We start from the raw sequence: 19,007 nt of genomic DNA, 5'->3' as shown, positions 1-19,007 counted from the left end.
AAAGGCGGGGCGATGGATTCGAAAGTGAAACGTCGGCTGCGCAGCCAGGACTGGTTCGGCAAGCAGGACAAGGACGGTTTCATTCACCGCAGCTGGCTCAAGAACCAGGGCTATCCGGACGATCTGTTCGATGGCCGGCCGGTGATCGGCATCTGCAATACCTGGAGCGAGCTCAATCCCTGCAACGGACATTTTCGCGAGCTCGCGGAGTTCGTGAAGCGCGGCGTCTATGAAGCCGGCGGATTCCCGCTCGAATTTCCCGTGATGTCGCTGGGCGAGACGCAGTTGAAGCCCACCGCGATGTTGTTCCGCAATCTCGCCAGCATGGACGTCGAAGAATCCATTCGCGGCAATCCGCTGGATGGCGTCGTGTTGCTGATGGGCTGCGACAAGACCACTCCTTCTCTATTGATGGGCGCGGCGAGCTGCGACCTTCCCACCATCGGGGTTTCCGGCGGGCCGATGTTGTCAGGCCGGTTCCGCGGCAAGCAGATCGGTTCCGGCACGGGCGTGTGGCAGATGTCGGAAGACATGCGCGGCGGAAAGATGTCGCAGGAGGAATTCACCGCCGCCGAATCCTGCATGAACCGTTCGAAAGGTCACTGCATGACGATGGGCACGGCGTCGACGATGGCCAGCATGGTCGAGGCGCTCGGCGTCTCACTACCCGGCAATGCCGCGATTCCGGCGGTCGATTCGCGGCGTTACCGGCTCGCGCAATTGAGCGGCCGCCGCATCGTGGAGATGGTGCGCGAAGAGCTGGTGCTGTCGAAAATCCTGACGCGCAAGGCTTTCGAGAACGCGATCAAGGCAACCGCCGCGATCGGCGGCTCGACCAATTCGGTGGTGCACCTGCTGGCGATCGCCGGCCGGCTCGGTGTGAAACTCGAGCTCGAGGACTGGGACAGGCTTGGTTCGCAGCTGCCGTGCCTGGTGAATCTGCAACCGTCGGGCGAGTTCCTGATGGAGGACTTCTATTACGCGGGCGGATTGCCGGCGGTAATGAAGGAGCTCGAGGGCGTGCTCAACCAGGACGCCATGACCGCGAACGGCAAGACGATGGGCGAGAACATCGCGGGCGCGCCGTGCTGGAACCGCGAGGTGATCAAGCCGTATGGCGATCCGTTCAAGCCGAACGCGGGCATCGCGATCCTGCGCGGCAATCTCGCGCCAGACGGCGCGGTGATAAAACCTTCCGCCGCCACGCCCAAACTACTAAAGCATCGCGGACCCGCAGTGGTGTTCGAGACGATCGAGGATTTCAGAACCAGGATCGACGACGAAAGTCTCGACATCGACGAGAACTCGATCATGGTGCTCAAGGGTTGCGGGCCGAAGGGTTACCCCGGCATGGCAGAGGTCGGCAACATGGCGTTGCCGCCCAAGGTGCTGCGCAAGGGCATCACCGACATGGTGCGCATTTCCGACGCGCGCATGAGCGGCACGGCGTATGGCACGGTGGTGTTGCACGTCGCGCCCGAAGCCGCGGCCGGCGGGCCGCTGGCACTAGTTAGGACCGGCGACATCATCGAGCTCGACGTGGCGGCTCGCCGGCTGCATCTGGACGTGGATGACGCGGAGCTGGCGAAGCGGCGCGCCGCGTGGGTCGCGCCCGAGCCGCCGAAGCGCGGTTACTACAAGTTGTATGTCGAACACGTGCAGCAGGCCGACAAGGGCGCAGATCTCGACTTCCTGGTCGGCGGCAGCGGCACCACGGTCACGCGCGATTCGCACTAGCAGTGGGTGCCGGGCAGATGGCGCGACGCGGGACTCATGGGAACTCGCACAACCCAAACATAACGCTGCACGCAAACCGGGCGGGTTGATTCCCACGAGCCTCGCCCCGCACCAACATGAAACCATTCAATTAAGTCGCTGCAACTTTCGACCGGTCGCGCTTGTCGATTTGAGAACCTGCGGAGATACTCGCCCGCGGAGGCATTTCTGACTCGACGCAATCGCCGCTGGTTCACCCATTTCCTGTCGCTGGCGTTCCTGTTCGCCCAGCTCGGGATGGTGGTGCACGCCAGTACGCACCTGCGCATCGATCCGCACGCGCCACCGACCGCGAGCCAGCTGTGCGGCGAATGTCTTTCCTTCGCTCCCCTGCAAAGCATGGTGGGTGGTGGCTCCACTGCCATCATCTTCGTTGCCGATACTCCCGACCGCGCCGTCGAATCGGCCGTACCCGCCTTCGCTCCGCGCCGCGCCTTTGCGGCCTATCGCTCGCGCGCACCACCCCGCTTCCTCTGAAAAACAAGTGATTCCGCGCCGGCGCTTCGCGCCCGCGTGTTTGTTGTTTCCAGAGGAGTAGACCATGAAGATTTCAGGCCCCGCGCGGCCATCCCCGCGATTCAGACTTCCTTTGCCCGTGAAGAAGGCATCCACCGGCATCACGTCCGCGTGGCTGCTGTCGACGGCTTTTTCCGGCGTCGTGTTTGCCGACGAACGCAATTCGCCCATCGAAACCATCGTCGTGAGCGCGTCCCCGATCACGCCGGAGGACAAGCTCGCCACGATCGTCGACAGTGTAGATAGAGAGGAAATCCTGAAGTCCGGCGGCGCCAATATCGCCGACGCACTGGCGAATATACCGGGCGTAACCGGCAGCAGTTTCGCGGCGGGTGCCAGCCGGCCGGTCATTCGCGGCTTCGATGCCAACCGCGTGCGCACGCTCGAGGATGGCATCGGCAGTTTCGACGTCTCCGACGTCGGCCCGGACCACGGCGTGCCGATCGATCCTTTGTCGGCGCAACGGATCGAGGTGGTGCGCGGCGCGGCCACGCTGCGATACGGCAGCCAGGCGATCGGCGGTGTCATCAATGCGATCAACAACCGCGTCCCCACGCGGCTGCCCGACGACGCGTTCAACGCGGAGTTCACCGGCATGTACGGTACCAACGCGGATACGCGCCAGGGATCGGCACTCGTCGACGCCCGCCTCGGGCAATTCGCGATTCATGCGGATGGCTTCAAGCGCGACATGGGCGACTACGACATCCCCGGCGGCACGATGTCCAATTCGTACTTCCGCGGCGATGGTTATTCACTCGGCGGCTCCTACCTGTTCGACCAGAACCGGATCGGTGCGGCGGTGATCCACTACGACTCGAAGTACGGGATACCCGGCGAAGACACGTTCATCGACATGCAGCAGACGAAGGAACTGCTGCGTTCGTCATTTGCGACGCAGATCGGCGCCTGGCAGACGCTGACGGTGGAGGGCGGTCACGCCGACTACGAGCACAGCGAACGCGACCCGGCGACCGGCGAGGCGCTGGCGACGTTCAAGGACGATGAATACGACGGGCGGGCCGAAGCCCTGTTCGGCGCCGTCGGGCCGTTTTCCGCCGCGGCGATCGGTGCGCAGGTCCAGAGCCGCGATTTCTCGGCGCTGGGCGAGGGCGCCAACTATCTACTGCCGACCACCACGAAAACGGTGGCGGCCTTCGTGTTCACGGACGCGCCGCTGTCGCCGCGCCTGCATTTACACAGCGGCGCACGCGTGGAGTCCGTGAAGATCGAAGGTACGCCGGTGACGGACGTTGGCACGGCGCGCGAATTCACGCCGCTCAGCGCATCGGCGGGCCTGCTGTTCAATGCGACCGATGCGCTGCGCCTCGGGCTCACGCTGTCGAGCGCGGCGCGGGCGCCGGCACAGACCGAGCTGTTCGCGCGCGGTCCGCATGACGGCCCTGCGACCTTCGAAACCGGCAACGCAATGCTCGACATCGAACGCGCCAATGCGATCGAGGGCACGCTGCGGTACGACTCGGACAAGACGCGCTTCGAGGGTGCGTTGTGGGGCACGAAGTTCGACAACTACATCATCGGCAGTCTCACCGGACGTACCTGCGACGAAGACGGCAATTGCGAATTCGGCGACGACGAGGAGCTCAAGGAGCTCAACTACGAACAGGCCGGCGCAAAGTTCTGGGGGGCCGAGGCCAAGGTCACCTTCGACTTGCTGGAGAACGCGGGCGGCACGTTGAACGCCATCACGCTCGCGGACTACGTGCGCGCGCGGCTGGATGACGGTGGCAATGTGCCGCGCATCTCGCCGTACCACGTCGGCGCCGGGTTGAGCTGGGATGGCCGCGCGGTCGACGGCGGATTCCTGCTCAAGTACACCGGCCGTCAGGACGACGTGGCATTTGCCGAGACACCGACGGCGGGTTTCGTTTCGCTCGATGCGCAGGCGTCGTGGCGGCCCATGGCCAACAACCCGGAGTTCGAAATCGCATTGGTCGGCCGCAACCTCACCGACCGGACGCAGCGCAATGCAGTCGCGCTCAACAAAGATGACGTGATTTTGCCGGGCCGCGAGGTTCGTCTGCTGGTGCGGGCGAGTCTGTAGCGACCCGGCGGGAAATGCCGGCGGCGGCGCGCTGGCATTTTCTTCCACCCAAGGAGAAAATGATGATGAATTTGAAGTATGCCTTTGTGGTGCTCGCCGCGGCACTGCCTCTGTACGCAATGGCCGCGCCGCCGGCCGACGAGGTGACGGCGCTGCGCGCGGAACTGCAGGCACTGAAAAACGACTACCACGCACGCGTCGACGCACTCGAAGCTCGCATCGTGCAGTTGGAAGTGGCTCCGCCCGCAGCAAAGGTTGCCGATGCGATGCCGCCCGCGCCGGAAGCCGTGCCGGCCGCGGCGCCCGGAGGCGGGGCATCCGCTTTCAACCCGGCGATCTCGCTGATTCTCGGCGGCAGTTACACGAATACGTCGCGCGATCCTGGCGACTGGAACATCGCCGGCTTTCCGCCGAACGGAGGTGAAGTCGGTCCGGGCGAGCGCAGTTTCAATCTCGGCGAATCCGAGCTGACGTTCAGCGCCAGCATCGACCCGTATTTCTCCGGCGTATTGACCGCGGCAATAACCGGGGAGGATGAGATCGAAGTCGAAGAAGCGTTCGTGCGCACGACGGCGCTGCCCGATGGTTTCACCGCGAAGCTGGGGCGCTTTTTCTCGGGCTTCGGTTATCTCAACGAAGTGCACGCGCACGCGTGGGATTTCGTCGACCAGCCGCTCGTCTATCAAGCCTTGTTTGGCGGGCAGTTCCAGCAGAACGGCGTGCAGGTGAAATGGCTCGCGCCGACCGACCTGTTCCTCGAATTCGGTGCCGAGACCGGCAACGGCGACGGTTACCCCGCGACGCGCCGCGCGCGCAACGGCGTGAACGGCGCGACGTTGTTTGCCCATCTCGGCGGCGATGTCGGCGACTACACGAGCTGGCGCCTCGGTGGTTCTTATCTGACGCAGAAGGCCGAGGATCGCGAAGGCGGCATCCTCGATGCCGCGGGTGAGCCCTTGTTCGATCTGTTCACGGGCGACGCGCGCACCTGGGTTGTCGATGGCGTTCTCAAGTGGGCGCCGTCGCCGCGGCGCCAGCTCAAGGTGCAGGGCGAATACATGCGCCGGCGCGAGAGTGGCGCCATCGCCGATGTCGAGGGAATCGTGCTCGCCGACGATTTCCGCAACAGCGAATCGGGCTGGTACCTGCAGAGCGTCTATCAATTCGCGCCGCGCTGGAGAGTGGGTGCGCGTTACGACTCGCTCGATGCGGGAACGCCGCGTTACACGTTGTCGCCGGATGGCCTGCTGTCGGCCGAGCCGGACCGGCTGTCCGTGATGCTCGACTGGAACCCGAGCGAGTTCTCGCGCCTGCGCGCCCAGTACGACTGGGACAACGCACGCGACGACGGCGAGCGGGATCGCATCCTGCGCCTGCAATACATCTACGGCATCGGCGCGCACGGCGCGCACAAGTACTAGGAAGCTGCCATGAAAAATTTCATCCGGATCGTTTCGATGTTGTTGATGGCCGGTGCGGTGTTGCCGGCCCAGGCGGCGCTCAAGGTTCTGGCGACGACGCCCGACTGGGGTGCGCTCGCGACCGAGCTCGGCGGCGAACGCGTCAATGTGTACGTCGCCACCACCGCGATGCAGGACGTGCATCGCGTGGAAGCGAAACCCAGCCTGGTCGCGCACGCACGCACGGCCGATCTCGTGGTCGCCACCGGGGCGGAGCTCGAGGTGGGCTGGCTGCCGGTGCTGATCCAGGAGTCGGGTAATTCGAAGATCCAGCCGGGCGCGGCCGGATCGTTCGAAGCCGCGTCGTTCGTGCAGAAGCTGGAAGTGCCCGCGAAGCTGGACCGCTCGATGGGAGACATCCATCCGCAGGGCAATCCGCACGTGCAGCTCGATCCGCACAACATCGCCGCCATCGCGCATGGACTCACGGCGAAACTCTCTGCGCTCGAGCCCGAGCAGGCGGCGTTCTACGCGGCGCGTGGCAAAGATTTCGACGCGCGCTGGAGCGAGGCGATCAAACGCTGGGAAGCAGAGGCCGCGCCGCTCAAGGGCGCGCAGGTGGTGATCATGCATCGCGACCAGGCGTACCTGTGTCACTGGTTAGGCCTGACCGAGGTGGCGTCGATCGAGCCCAAGCCCGGCGTGCCGCCGACCGCGGCGTATCTGGGGCAGCTGGTCGGCAAGCTCACGAGCGCGCCGCCGAAGATGATCCTGCTCAATGCATACAACGATCCGAAGGCGGCGGGCTGGTTGTCGGAGCGTGTGCATGCTCCCGCGGTCGTGCTGCCGTTTTCGGTGGGCGGATCCGCCGGAGCCAAGGACTTGTTTGGTCTCTTCGACGACACGCTGAACAAATTGCTGGCGGCCAACAAATGAACGACCTGCTCACCGATCTCAGCATCCTCCTGCCGGCGTTGATCGCCGGCTGTCTCGTTGCGGTTTCGCATGTACCGTTGGGCCAGCAGGTGTTGTCGCGCGGCATCGTGTTCATCGACCTGGCCATCGCACAGGTCGCGGGGCTCGGCGTGATCGCCGCCAACAGCTTCGAGCTGCCCATCGAGGGGTGGGGCGCGCAGCTGGCCGCCGTCGCCGCCGCACTGGCCGGGGCGTTGCTGCTGACCTGGACCGAACGCAAGCGGCCGGAGGTGCAGGAAGCGCTGATCGGCATCCTGTTCGTGCTCGCGTCGACCGCGCAGATACTGTTGTTAGCCAACGATCCGCACGGCGGCGAAAACCTCAAGGACCTGCTGGCCGGGCAGATCCTGTGGGTGTCCAACTCCCAGCTGATCCGCACGGCCGTGCTGACCGCCATCTTCGCGCTGGTGTGGTTCAAGTGGCGCGACCAGATCGGCCGCGTTGGTTTCTACGTGTTGTTCGCCCTGGTTGTCACCGCGTCGGTGCAGCTGGTCGGCGTCTACCTGGTCTTCACCAGTCTGATCGTGCCGGCAGTGGCGACCTACCGGCACTCGCCGAAGCACCAGTTGCTCATCGGTTATGGACTGGCTGTGGGCAGTTACGTGGTCGGGCTGGGCGTGTCGCTCGTGACGGATCTGCCGTCGAGCCCGGTGATCGTGTGGGTGATGGGAATCCTGGGGTTGTTGGTTCACCTGACCGGACGCAACACGGCGGCGGCATCACGCGCGTTGCACTAGGCGCGCCGGAATGAGGAGGGCGCGCCGGCTTCAGCCGGCGCGCATCTTCAGTAGTTTGTCGATGTCGAGCGGTGCGTCGTACTGGCGCCAGGCGAGTTCCCGCTGCTCGACCGCGAACATCGCCATGCGATCGGCGAGCTCGTTGCCTTCTATGCCGACGTGTGCGCTCACGTGCTGAAGCTTCACGGTGTTCTCGATCTCCTGATAGAGCGCAAACAGCTGCTGGATGAGCTCGAGGTTCTTGATCTCGCCTTCGGCCTTGCGCCAGCCGCGCTTCTTCCAGCCCGCGGCCCATTTGGTCACGGCGTTGAGACCATAGGACGAATCGCTGCGTACCTGCACGGTCCGGCCCGCGTCGATTTCATCACTGGCGAACGTCAACGCGTGCAGCAGGGCGTGGAGCTCCGCGGTGTTGTTAGTTCCGGCGGGGTTGTAAGAGCCATACCAGAGGCTCGCCAAGGCGCCGTCGCGGTAGACCGCCATGCCGGATCCGGCCTTGCCCGGATTCGGTTCGCAGGCGCCGTCGCAGAAGATGACCGTGTCGAATGCCGCGACGGCATCCGCATGATCGGTTCGCACGATACGCGGTTTGCCAGCGCCGGCCGAGGTGATACGCGCCGGGGCGCCGCCGCGAAATGCGTTTTCGGCTTCCGGGCGTGTGGGAAATGATTTGTACTGCGCGCCGGGAAAACCGTCGACCAACGCGAGCGTGGTCGGCCAGTCTTCGAAAATTCCGGTCTTCACACCGCGCCATACGACATAGAACTTCTTCGCCATCGGCGCGCATCCTGCCGATAAAAACCCTCCGCGCCAAGGAGAACCGGTGCGGCTACAATGCCAGCCCACGCGCCCGTAGCTCAGCTGGATAGAGCACCTGGCTTCGAACCAGGTGGTCGGCGGTTCGAATCCGTCCGGGCGCGCCACTCCTCCACGGTCTATTCCGATTACATGGGTAACGGATTATTCCGGAGACATGGGTGACACTTTAGCGACGAAGGGATTTTCGGCGCTCTCGATGCGGCATGTCTCATGGTCGAAGAATCCTAAATCGTAGGTCATGAAGCTGACCAGCCAGATTTTGTCGTCAAGTGCGTCGACCTGAGCGCAAGGTGGGCTGCGTGCCGCCGGTCTGGGCAAAATTCCGCGTTCCTCCGATTGCGTCAGCGCACAGAACCCGCAGAATCGGGCTACCCATTTTCAAGGGCGATATTCATGAGTGATCAAACAACTCCCGTCGCGGCCACAGCCGTGGTTCCGGATCGCGCCTCGCCGGCCAAACTCATCAAATGGTCCATCGCGGCCGTGGTGGTTCTTGCCATCATCGCCGCGGCCATCTACTTCTGGCACCAGTCGCAGCTCTACGTGAGCACCGACAACTCCTACGTGAACGCCAACCGCATCGAGATGGCGGCGCAGGTGTCGGGACCGGTCACGGCGATCCACGTGCAGGATCAGCAGGCGGTCCAGCAAGGTGAGGTGTTGTTCGAGATCGATCCGCAGACCTATCAACTCGCGGTGGATGCCGCCGAGGCGCAGCTTGATCTGGCCTACCAGGCTTCCTCGCAGGACAAGGCCGCCGTGGCCGCGGCGCGCGCGCTGGTGACGCAGCGTACCGCGGAGCTGACCAACGCACAGTCGAACGAAAGGCGCAGCAAGGAGCTGACCGAACAAAAGCTCATTTCAAAGCAATCCGCCGAGACGGTCGAAACCGAAGCGCGCACGGCCGCCGCCGCGGTCAGCGCGGCGCAGGCGAATCTGGAGCAGGCGCTGAGCGGCCTCGGCAAGGCGGGCGCCAACAACGCGACCGTACGTTCCGCCGCCGCGAAACTCGCGCAGGCCAAGCTCGATCTGTCGCACACCAAGGTGCTCGCGCCGGCCAGCGGGTTGATCGCGAACTTCGAGCTGCGCCCCGGCAGCATGGTGCAGAGCGGCGTGCCGATCTTCACCGTCATCGGCGATTCGGAATACTGGGTGGATGCGAACTTCAAGGAGACCGAACTCAATCGCGTGAAGCCCGGCCAGAAGGCGACGATCATCGTCGACATGTACCGCGACCATGAATTCAAGGGCGAGGTACAGAGTCTTTCGGGTGGCAGCGGCCAGGCATTTTCACTGTTGCCCGCGCAGAACGCGACCGGCAACTGGGTAAAGGTCACGCAGCGCGTGCCGGTGCGCGTGCGCGTGCTCAATCCGGATGCGGAACATCCACTACGCATCGGCACCACGGCGACGGTGCGCGTGGCGGCGCCGGAATAGGGGAGGCCGCATGTACCAGAACATCCTGCTCTGTTACGACGGCACGGCGGAAGGTCGCCGCGCGCTGCGCCAGGGCGCGGAAGTGGCCGTGGCCATGAAGTCCCGTGCCTATCTACTGGCGATCTGCCGCAATCTGTTGTCGACGGCGGTGCCGGAAGGCGTGACACCCGAGCTCGTCCACTGCGAGCAGGACACCGCCAACGCCTTGCTGACCGAAGGCGTGCAGTGGTTGAAGGACCACGGCGTCCCGGCCGATGGGCAACTCGTCTACGGCAACCCGATGGTGCATATCCCCGAGGTGGCGAAGCGTATTGGCGCGGACCTCATTGTCGTCGGCCACCGGTACCGCAACCGCCTGGCGCGCTGGTGGAGCGAAGAAGAGGAAAACACGCTGCTGCAGAAAGTCTCGTGCAGCATCCTGGTCGCGATGGATCAGCCTTCTTGAGCGTTGTCCCGTGAGTGCCGGCGTCGCCTTCGGCGAATCCGCGGTGCAGCCCGCCGGGAACCGCCTGATGATCACCTTCGCGGTGATGTCCGCGACGCTGATCCAGGTGCTCGACACCACCATCGTCAACGTCGCGCTGCCGCACATGCAGGGCGAGCTCGGCGCGACGTCCGATCAGATCAGCTGGGTGCTGACGAGTTATCTCGTGTCGTCCGCGATCTTCATGCCGCTGACCGGTTATTTCACCGACGTCTGGGGCCGCAAACGTTTCCTGCTGGTCTGCATAGCCGGTTTCGTCGCCGCTTCCGCGTTGTGTGGCATTTCGCAGAGCCTCGCGCAGATCGTGTTCTTCCGGCTCTTGCAGGGCGTGTTCGGCGCGGCGCTGGTGCCGCTGTCGCAGGCCATCATGGCCGACGCCTATCCACCGCACGAACGCGGCAAGGCGATGGCGATCTGGGGACTGGGAGTCATGGTGGGTCCCGTCGCTGGCCCGACGCTCGGTGGCTGGCTCACCGACATCGGCAGCTGGCGCTGGACGTTTTACATCAATCTACCCGTCGGGCTGCTGTCGCTGTTCCTGGCTTCGCAGTTCGTGCCGGACTCCGTGAAGCGGCCGCGGCGCATGGACTGGTACGGATTCGGTTTCATGGCGCTCGGCATCGCCGGCCTGCAGTACGTATTCGACCGCGGCAATCAACGCGACTGGTTTCAATCGGCAGATATCCGCTTTGCCGCTGCGCTGGCATTGATCGGCCTCGTCGTATTCATCGCGCACAGTCTGCGCCGGCCCACCGAGGCCATCTTCGACATCCGGATATTCAAGGACCGTAACTTCGGCATGTCCTCGCTGGTGATCGCCTGCATGGGTCTCGGCATGTTCGGCGGACTGGTGCTGCAGCCGATCCTGCTGGAAGGCCTGCTCGGTTATCCCATCGTCACGACCGGCATCCTGATGGCGCCGCGCGGTATCGCGACGGCGATCACCATGGTCGTGGTCGGCCGGCTCGTGTCCCGCGTCGATGCGCGCTGGCTGGTGCTCACGGGGCTCGCCTTCGGCGCCTTCGGCTCGTACGGCATGACTTACTACTCGCTCGACGTCACGCAGATGAACATCATCTGGCCGGCGTTCCTGCAGGGCATCGGTCTCGGCCTGGTGTTCGTGCCGATCTCCACCGTCGCTTATGCGACGCTCGACCGGAGCCGCATGGCCGAGGCGGCGGGCTTGTTCAGCCTGGTGCGCACCGTGGGAGCCGCGATCGGCATCTCGGTCGTCACCACCTTGCTCGCCCACCAGTCGCAGATCATCTGGAACGAGCTCGGCGGGCACGTCTCGCAGTATCAGCAGGCGCTGCTGGAATACATGCGGCGCCTGCACATGTCGGCCACGGATCCGCGCGGGTTGGCGGTGGTCGCGCTCGAGCTTGGGCGGCAGGCCCAGATGGGCGCGATGCTCGACGTGTTCAAGCTCATCACCTGGAGCTATCTATTGATGGTGCCGCTGGTGTTCCTGCTGAAGAAGAGCACCCCGCAGCGCGCGGGGCCCGCGCCGGTGCCTGCGGATCATTGAAGCCTGCCGAAACCGTTCAGTCGGGCGCGAGCTCTTCGAGCGGAATCACCGGCGAACGTTTCACCGTTTCGAGCACGATCGACGAGGTGACGTCGCGCACGCCACTCACGCGCAGCAGCCGCCGCATGGTGAAGTCGGAAAGCGCTTCGATGTCGCGCACGATCACGTGCAGCAGGAAATCCATCTCGCCCGTCATCGTGTAGCAGGCCAGTACTTCGGGCCGGTCGATCAGCGTGCGGCGGAAACGCTCGACGATCTCGTCCGAGTGCTGCTCCAGTTTGATCTGCACGATGGCCTGGATCGTCTGTCCCGCGCGCTTCGGGTCGACGATGGCGGCGTAACCCTGGATGAGTCCGGACGACTCAAGTTGCCGCACGCGCCGCGCGCAGGGAGTCGGCGAGAGCCCGACGCGCTCGGCGAGATCCGTCACGCTGATGCGGCCATCGCGCTGCAGGACGTCGAGGATTCGCCGATCGGTCTTGTCCAGCTTCATTGGTGGCGGATTTAACCACGAATATGAGATAAATTAGTGGAAGACGCCACATTTTCAGGCTTGCGCCGACGTAAAAAGCCATTTTTCTGCAATAAGCGCGGAGGAAGATGCCGCATGGCTCGATTACCCGTTGCCCCCGCCCAGACCGCCGTGCAGCTGCGCGGCGACTACGCCCACGCCGCCGCGGATTTCCGTCTGGCACAGAACTACGACGGTTATACCGCCGACGAACACGCCATCTGGCGCACGTTGTTCGAGCGCCAGTCGGGCCTCATGGGCGAACACGCGGCGCCCGAATTCATGGCGGGCCTGCGATTGTTAGGCGTCGATGCGCACCGCATTCCGGTGCTCGAGGAAGCCAGTGAGCGGCTGCAGCGTCTGACCGGTTTCGAGGTGATCGGTGTGCCGGGCCTGATCCCGGAAGCCGATTTCTTCGCGCACCTGGCCGAACGCCGTTTCCCGGTCACCGTCTGGATGCGCCGCCGCGATGAGCTGGATTACCTCGTCGAACCCGATCTGTTCCACGATTTCTTCGGACACCTGCCGATGCTGGCGCACACGGTGTTCGCGAACTTCATCCAGGCGTACGGCGCCATCGGTGCCCATGCGCAGTCGCCCGCCGCGTTGAAGATGCTCGCGCGGCTCTATTGGTACACGGTCGAGTTCGGCCTCGTCGCGACGTCTCGCGGCTTGCGTGCCTACGGCGCGGGCGTGTTGTCTTCGAGCGGGGAGACGGTGTATGCCACGAAGGCAACCGGACCTGCGCGCATCGGTTTCGATCTGCAACGCGTGCTGCGCACGAATTACCAGATCGATGCCTATCAGAAGACCTACTTCGTGCTCGACGACATCGAACAATTGTTCGACAGCGTCCTCGCGGCCGATTTCGAAATGTTGTTCGCGCAGGCGGATCTTCCGGCGTACGCGCCCGACGCGCGGCTGCCCACCGATCAACCGGTCGCCTCGACGGCCGCCTCGTGAGGTAAGCTTCCGCGCCGATGCCGACCCGCGCGCGAGCTGCACAATCCCCACTGTCCGTCACGTTGCGCCGCATCGATCTCGATCGCGGTGAACGCCCGGTGCTGCGCAATGTTTCGTGGAGCATCCGCCCCGGACAAAGATGGTTGCTGATCGGCGGCAACGGCGCGGGCAAAACGCAATTGCTCAAGCTCGTCGCGGGCGCCGTGTGGCCAAAACCCACGGGGCGGCAGCTGCGGCGCTACCATTTTCGCGGCGAAACATTCGACGCGCCCGCGGGTGTCGGCGAGGAAATCGCTTACGTCGGCGCCGAACGCCAGGATCGCTACGAACACTACGAATGGAATTTCCGCGCACGTGAGGTCGTAGCGACGGGCGTGCAGCGCACCGACATCCCCATGCGCGCGCTGACGCCAGCGGAGGAGCGCCGTGTCAGCGCGCTGTTCCGGCAGCTCGATATTGCCGCGCTCGCGGAGCGGCGTTTTCTCACGCTCTCCTATGGGGAGCGGCGCCTGGTGCTGATCGCGCGCGCGCTCGCGAGCCGCCCGCGGCTGCTGCTGCTCGACGAGGTCGCCAACGGACTCGATGCGCGCAATCACGCGCGCTTCCTCAAATGGTTGTCAGGTACTTCGCGCTCGTCGATGCCGTGGGTGTTCGCCACGCATCGCCGGCCCGATGTGCCCGACAACATGACGCACCTGCTGGAGCTCGAGCAGGGCGAAGTCCGCCGCAGCGGGGCGATGCGCCCCGCGCGTGCCCGGGAGCTGCTGCAGCAGGACAGCGGTGCATTTCACGAGGTGGGACGTGTCGCCCGCAGTTCGAAACGTCGCAGCCGGCGGGTGCTGGTCGCGATGCACAACGCCAGCGTGCACGTGGACGAGGCACACATTCTTACCGGCATCGATCTCACGGTCGCGAAGGGCGATTGCTGGGTGGTGCACGGCGCCAACGGCTCGGGAAAATCCACGCTGCTGCGCACCTTGTATGGCGATCACGCGGTGGCGGTCGGTGGCAGCATCGAGCGCGACGGGATCATCCCCGGCGTGCCGCTCGAGAAATTCAAGCTGCGCACGGCCTATGTCGCGCCGCATCTGCAGACCTGGCACCAGCCGAAGATGCCGGTCCTGGAAGTCGTCGCGTCGGGGCGGTACGCGAGTATTGGCTTGAACGAAAAACTTACCGCCAGCGATCGCAAACATGCGGAGCGGGCGTTGCGGCGTTTCGGCATCTACGGGCTGCGGCATCGGACGCTCGCGGAGATGTCGTACGGGCAGGCGCGCCGCGTGTTGTTCGCGCGTGCCTGGGCGCGTGAGCCCGCGCTCGCGCTGCTCGACGAACCCTTCGCCGGCCTCGACCGCGCCACGCGCGCGGACCTCGCGCGCCGCCTGAACCGGTGGTTAGCCGACGGCGGCAGCTGTGTCATCGCGACGCATCATCGCGAAGAATGGCCGGCGCATACTACGCACGTGCTGGAGCTTGCCGGTGGACGTCCGGTGACGAGCTTCGCGTTGCAGGAGGAGTGGCAGACATGAAGACTTTTGCGGTTGGGTTCGTGATCGTGGCGCTGGCCATCGCCGCAGCGCTGTGGATGCCGCGTCGTGCCGCGCGGATCGAGCCCATCGTCGTCGCGATCGCGCCCGGCCCGGCGCAACCCAGGGTGTCGCCGGCGGAGGCGGGCATCGATCCGCTGGCGATCGAAGAGGCCGTGCAATACGCCGGGCCACGCAATACGCGTGCGCTGATCATCGGCCAGGGCGGGCACATCGTGTTCGAGAAATACTGGGACGGGACTACGTTCGAAACGCCGGTGGACTTGCCGGAGTTCGCGCCCGTGCTCGCGGCCCTCGTCACGGGCACCATGATGAGCGACCGGCTCATCGCGAGTCTGGATGCACCATCATCTAACTACATCCCCGAAGACGCGAACACGCCGCTGGGCGCGACGACATTGCGCGAACTGCTGGCGCAGGACAACACGTCCCTGGACGCCGCTGCGTCGGCGAACCGGCTGGCGCTGGTGCTGGAACGGGTCGGCAACCAGCCTTACCAGACGCTGGTCGCGGATCGCCTGTGGAAGCCGATGGAGGCGGGCGAGCTGGTGTTCGCGGGCGGTGGTGGTGCGCTGCGGCCGAAGGCGGCCGGGGCGGGCTGCTGTATCCGCGCAAGGCTCGGTGACTGGATGCGCGTGGGCGAACTGCTGGCCAACGACGGCGTGTTCGAAGGAAATCAGTTCACGCCGCCGCGTTTCGTGCACCAGATGCTCCAGCCTGCGCACCAGGATTCCGCGCGCGGCTACTTCACGCGTGTGGATGGCACATTCGATACGCAGGATGTGGCGCGGCTCGAATCGGCCGGCAAGCAGAGGTTGTGGATAGTGCCCTCGCTACGGCTGACGATTTTGCGCGTGGGCGGCGAGCCGCCCGCGGATCTCGGCTGGGACGAGGCGACGATTCCCGACAGTATCATCCGAGGCAGCGCGGGTTGGCAGCCGCGCTCCGCGAGCGAGGGCGTGGACCCGAACAAGTTCGCGCCGCATTGAGCGGTGCCGGGAAGGGAGTTCCGGGGTTCGCGACGAACAGCATCTTGAAGTGGGAAGTCCGCGCCGCGAACCCCGGAACCCCCTTCCCGGCACCGCTCTCCTACAACGTCAGCGACGTCTCGAAGATCTCCACGGCCTGGCCGACGATCCACACGCCATCGAGCTTGCCGTCGTGGAACTCGAGCTCGACGTCCACGCGGCCGGCGCGATGCACGTGATGCCCCTGGGCCCCGGTGAACTGCGCGGTGGCACCGCTGTGTTGCAGCAGACCCTGCTCCGCGAGATACGCACCTAACAACCCGTGCGCGTTGCCGCTGACCGGGTCTTCGGGAATGCCGAGCGCCGGGCAGAACATGCGCGATTCGGTCAGGCAACCGGGCAGGCCGTGCGCCAGCGTGAACACGAAGAACCCCGCGGCACCGAGCTGCGCCGACAACGTGGTCAGGCGCGAATAGTCCGGCTTGAGCTGCTTCAGCTGCTCGGTGCTGCGCACGCCGATGAGCAGGCGTGTCCCCGCGCCGCCGACGATGCGCAACGGGCAACGCGTGTCGATGTCGCCGGTAGATAGGGCGAGGGCGTCGAGCACCGCCAGTCTTTCGCGATCGTTGAGCTCGCGGCCGAGCGGCGGTGCCGGCTGGCGCACCGCGATACGCCGCGTGGCGCCTTCACCGCGCACTTCGACATCGACCAGCCCGGACTTCTGGCGCTGCCGAACCCGGCCCGGCGTCACCGTGTCGCGCGACAGGACGAAGTGCGTGGCAACGGTGGCATGGCCGACGAAACTCGCCTCGGTGCGCGGCGTGAAGAAACGCACGCGCAAATCATGATCCGCGGCTTCAGGCTTCAACACGAACGCGGTGTCGGCGTTGTTGAGCTCGCGCGCGATCGCGAGCATCTCGGCGTCGTTGAGCGCATCGGCATCGAGCACGACACCGGCGGGATTGCCCGTGAAGCGATCCGTGGTGAATGCGTCGACCTGGAAAATTCGGATGCGGCGGGTCATGAGGGGCGCGAATTTTACCCGCAAACCCACTTCACTCAAGCTGAATTTCCGCTAGTATCCGACCTGCCTTGGGGTGGCCACTGCATTACGCACCGGCCTGAGATGCGGATCGTCCGCGAACCCGTAGAACCTGATCCGGTTAATACCGGCGGAGGGATAGGAATGCACATCTCGTTGCGCGCTGCGTGCGCCGTTTCCATTACATTTGTCACAATCGCGTCGAACGCGGCGGAAGACACCGCGCTCGACGAAGTCGTCGTCACGGCCGAATTGCGCGACCGTGCGTTGCGCGATCTGCCGGCCAGTGCCACGGTGCTCGACGCGCACACGCTCGAAGTCGCGGGCGTGCAGCACTTCCAGGATGTGCTCGGTCTCGTACCCAACCTCAACTGGTCCGCGGGTACTTCGCGGCCGCGTTATTTCCAGCTGCGCGGCATCGGTGAGCTCGAGCAGTGGCAGGGCGCGCCCAATCCCTCGGTGGGTTTTCTCATCGACGGCATCGATTTCTCCGGTGTCGGCATGCCGGCCACTCTCTCCGATGTCGAACGCATCGAAGTGCTGCGCGGCCCGCAGGGCACCGCGTATGGCGCCAACGCGCTGGCCGGCCTCATCGCGGTCAACACGCGCGCGCCCGTGCGCACGCCCGAGATCGACGCGAATCTCACGCTCGGCGACTACGGCACGCGCGGCGCCAACGGCGTGTTAGGGGGCCCGATCGGCGACGGCGAGACCGCGTGGCGCCTGGTGGCCGGCAACTATCGCAGCGACGGCTTCCGGCGCGACACGTTTCTGCATCGCGACGACGTCAACGGGTACAACGAGAGCAACGCGCGCTTCAAGCTGCACGCGCAACCCACCGAAACGCTGCGCGCGGATGTCACCGCGATGTGGGCCGATCTCGACAACGGCTATGACGCATTCTCGGTCGACAACTCGCGCGTGTCTCAGGCGGACAAACCGGGACAGGACACCCAACTCGCGCGCGCACTCGCGGTGCGCCTCGACTACACCGGAGCACAAAGTTTCGACGTGGTGAGCCGCAGCTCCGCGGGTGTGTCGCGCAGCGTGTATTCCTTCGACGGAGACTGGGGCAACGATGCCAGCTGGGGCGACTACACGCCCTACGATTATTTCCAGCGTTTCGACCGCAAGCGCAGCACGCTGAGCCAGGATCTGCGTCTCGTGTCCCGCGCGGCGGTGGACAAAGGCGCGTCCTGGTCCTGGCTCGCGGGCGCCTATCTTCTGCGCACCGACGAAGACGTCCGGCAACACGACATCTATCGCGACCTCGACCTCGCCGGCGACACGGTGATGACGAGCGACTATCACGCGACCAATCTCGCCGGCTATGGCGAAGTGGAATTCCGCATGGGAGCCGCGACCGTGTTGTCGGTAGGCGCGCGCGGCGAGCGCCGCAGCGCCGACTATCACGATTCCGATGGCGCGGCCTTCTCGCCCGATGAAACCATGTTCGGCGGCTCCGTGAGCCTGCGCCATGCGTTCGGCGAACGGCGCAGCGTCTACGCGACGTTGGCTCGCGGCTACAAGGCGGGCGGATTCAACATCGGCACCTATGTGCCGGCGGACCGGCGCACCTTCGAGTCCGAATTCCTGCACAGCCTCGAGCTCGGTATGCGCGCCGCGAACGCCGACCAATCCCTGTCGGGCGACGTCGCACTCTTCTATATGCGCCGTCAGAACCAGCAGGTGCCGACCGGCGAGCAACTCGATCCAAGGGATCCCCTGAGTTTTGTGCTGTACATCGACAACGCGGCACGCGGCGAGAACTACGGCGTCGAGGGAACGCTGCGCTGGCAGCTGGCGCCCGCACTCTTGCTAGACCTGCGCGGCGCGGTGCTCGAAACCCGCTACCTGGGATACAGATTTGGTGAGCGCAATCTCGATGGACGCGAGCAGGCGCACGCGCCGCAGTACCAGTTCGATCTCGGCGTGGAGTATCGAGGTGCTACCGGGTTCTTCGCGCGCGTCGATTTCGCCGGACTCGACGACTTCTACTTCGATGCTTCGCACGATGAGCGTGCGCCGTCGCGAGTGCTGACGCATTTGAAGGCGGGTTTCTCAGGGAATCACTGGCGCGCGGAAGTTTGGGTGCGAAACGTATTCGACAGGTACTATTCGCAGCGTGGCTTCCGCTTCGGTCTCGAGCCGCCGGATTTCATGGCGGCTCGTTACGTGCAGGCGGGAGATCCGCGGCACGCGGGATTGACGGTCGCGTATACATTTCGATGACGGAGAA

At 65.0% G+C, this 19,007-nt stretch carries 16 protein-coding genes, 1 tRNA gene and 1 riboswitch; of the genes, 14 read left to right on the top strand and 3 right to left on the bottom strand.

The window, feature by feature from the left end; translation table 11 throughout:
* Positions 1–12 precede the first annotated feature (12 nt).
* The 6 genes from araD to WDO72_04105 all read left to right on the top strand — a co-directional run bounded on the left by araD (position 13) and on the right by WDO72_04105 (position 7,469).
* Complete coding sequence (araD, locus tag WDO72_04130; GenBank protein ID MEJ0084841.1) at positions 13–1,737, top strand: L-arabinonate dehydratase; 1,725 nt, start codon at positions 13–15, stop codon at positions 1,735–1,737.
* 282 nt (positions 1,738–2,019) lie between these two features.
* A complete protein-coding gene (locus WDO72_04125; protein MEJ0084840.1) occupies positions 2,020–2,253 on the top strand; it encodes a hypothetical protein in 234 nt (77 codons plus the stop codon).
* 64 nt (positions 2,254–2,317) lie between these two features.
* Positions 2,318–4,357, top strand: a complete 2,040-nt coding sequence (locus WDO72_04120) for a TonB-dependent receptor (protein ID MEJ0084839.1) — start codon at positions 2,318–2,320, stop codon at positions 4,355–4,357.
* A gap of 62 nt (positions 4,358–4,419) precedes the next feature.
* Positions 4,420–5,778 carry a hypothetical protein gene (locus WDO72_04115; GenBank protein ID MEJ0084838.1) on the top strand — a complete coding sequence of 453 codons (1,359 nt, stop codon included), beginning with the start codon at positions 4,420–4,422 and terminating at the stop codon, positions 5,776–5,778.
* A 9-nt stretch (positions 5,779–5,787) separates the two neighbouring features.
* Positions 5,788–6,693 (top strand): zinc ABC transporter substrate-binding protein, encoded by a 906-nt coding sequence (locus WDO72_04110; protein MEJ0084837.1) that lies wholly within the window; start codon positions 5,788–5,790, stop codon positions 6,691–6,693.
* Entirely contained in the window at positions 6,690–7,469 is a 780-nt protein-coding gene (locus WDO72_04105; protein ID MEJ0084836.1) for a metal ABC transporter permease, read from the top strand. The genes WDO72_04110 and WDO72_04105 overlap by 4 nt, the downstream gene beginning before the upstream one ends.
* Positions 7,470–7,499: 30 nt before the next feature.
* Here the strand turns inward: WDO72_04105 and WDO72_04100 are convergent, their stop codons facing one another.
* Positions 7,500–8,246 carry a ribonuclease H family protein gene (locus tag WDO72_04100; GenBank protein ID MEJ0084835.1) on the bottom strand — a complete coding sequence of 249 codons (747 nt, stop codon included), beginning with the start codon at positions 8,244–8,246 and terminating at the stop codon, positions 7,500–7,502.
* A 69-nt stretch (positions 8,247–8,315) separates the two neighbouring features.
* Here WDO72_04100 and WDO72_04095 point away from each other — a divergent pair.
* From WDO72_04095 to WDO72_04080, 4 genes are all read left to right on the top strand, one after another.
* A tRNA-Arg gene (locus WDO72_04095) sits at positions 8,316–8,392 on the top strand.
* Positions 8,393–8,681: 289 nt separating this feature from the next.
* Positions 8,682–9,725, top strand: a complete 1,044-nt coding sequence (locus tag WDO72_04090) for an HlyD family secretion protein (GenBank protein ID MEJ0084834.1) — start codon at positions 8,682–8,684, stop codon at positions 9,723–9,725.
* Positions 9,726–9,735: 10 nt separating this feature from the next.
* Positions 9,736–10,170, top strand: coding sequence for a universal stress protein (locus tag WDO72_04085; GenBank protein MEJ0084833.1), 435 nt, complete (start codon positions 9,736–9,738; stop codon positions 10,168–10,170).
* Positions 10,171–10,180: 10 nt separating this feature from the next.
* On the top strand, positions 10,181–11,737 hold the full coding sequence (locus WDO72_04080; protein ID MEJ0084832.1) for a DHA2 family efflux MFS transporter permease subunit: 1,557 nt from the start codon (positions 10,181–10,183) through the stop codon (positions 11,735–11,737).
* A gap of 16 nt (positions 11,738–11,753) precedes the next feature.
* Here the strand turns inward: WDO72_04080 and WDO72_04075 are convergent, their stop codons facing one another.
* Positions 11,754–12,230, bottom strand: coding sequence for an Lrp/AsnC family transcriptional regulator (locus tag WDO72_04075; protein MEJ0084831.1), 477 nt, complete (start codon positions 12,228–12,230; stop codon positions 11,754–11,756).
* Between the two features lie 114 nt (positions 12,231–12,344).
* Here WDO72_04075 and phhA point away from each other — a divergent pair, with 114 nt between their 5' ends.
* From phhA to WDO72_04060, 3 genes are read left to right on the top strand one after another with little or no spacing between them, the layout of a single operon-like run.
* Positions 12,345–13,211, top strand: a complete 867-nt coding sequence (gene phhA / locus WDO72_04070; protein MEJ0084830.1) for a phenylalanine 4-monooxygenase — start codon at positions 12,345–12,347, stop codon at positions 13,209–13,211.
* A 17-nt stretch (positions 13,212–13,228) separates the two neighbouring features.
* Positions 13,229–14,740, top strand: a complete 1,512-nt coding sequence (locus WDO72_04065) for an ATP-binding cassette domain-containing protein (GenBank protein MEJ0084829.1) — start codon at positions 13,229–13,231, stop codon at positions 14,738–14,740.
* On the top strand, positions 14,737–15,747 hold the full coding sequence (locus tag WDO72_04060) for a hypothetical protein (protein ID MEJ0084828.1): 1,011 nt from the start codon (positions 14,737–14,739) through the stop codon (positions 15,745–15,747). The genes WDO72_04065 and WDO72_04060 overlap by 4 nt, the downstream gene beginning before the upstream one ends.
* 100 nt (positions 15,748–15,847) lie before the next feature.
* Here the strand turns inward: WDO72_04060 and WDO72_04055 are convergent, their stop codons facing one another.
* Entirely contained in the window at positions 15,848–16,750 is a 903-nt protein-coding gene (locus tag WDO72_04055; protein ID MEJ0084827.1) for a PhzF family phenazine biosynthesis isomerase, read from the bottom strand.
* Between the two features lie 59 nt (positions 16,751–16,809).
* Positions 16,810–16,925, top strand: a riboswitch (TPP riboswitch).
* On the opposite strand from WDO72_04055, the gene WDO72_04050 reads away from it, so the two are divergent.
* Positions 16,913–19,000: a TonB-dependent receptor gene (locus WDO72_04050; protein ID MEJ0084826.1), complete on the top strand. Its 2,088-nt coding sequence runs from the start codon at positions 16,913–16,915 to the stop codon at positions 18,998–19,000. (Overlaps the previous riboswitch by 13 nt.)
* Positions 19,001–19,007 lie beyond the last annotated feature (7 nt).

The sequence above is a fragment of the Pseudomonadota bacterium genome, assembly GCA_037200975.1.
In the GTDB taxonomy this organism is placed as follows: Bacteria; Pseudomonadota; Gammaproteobacteria; order Steroidobacterales; family Steroidobacteraceae; genus CADEED01.
Note: the sequence above shows the minus strand (reverse complement) of the source record. Positions and strands in the feature narration are given on the sequence as shown.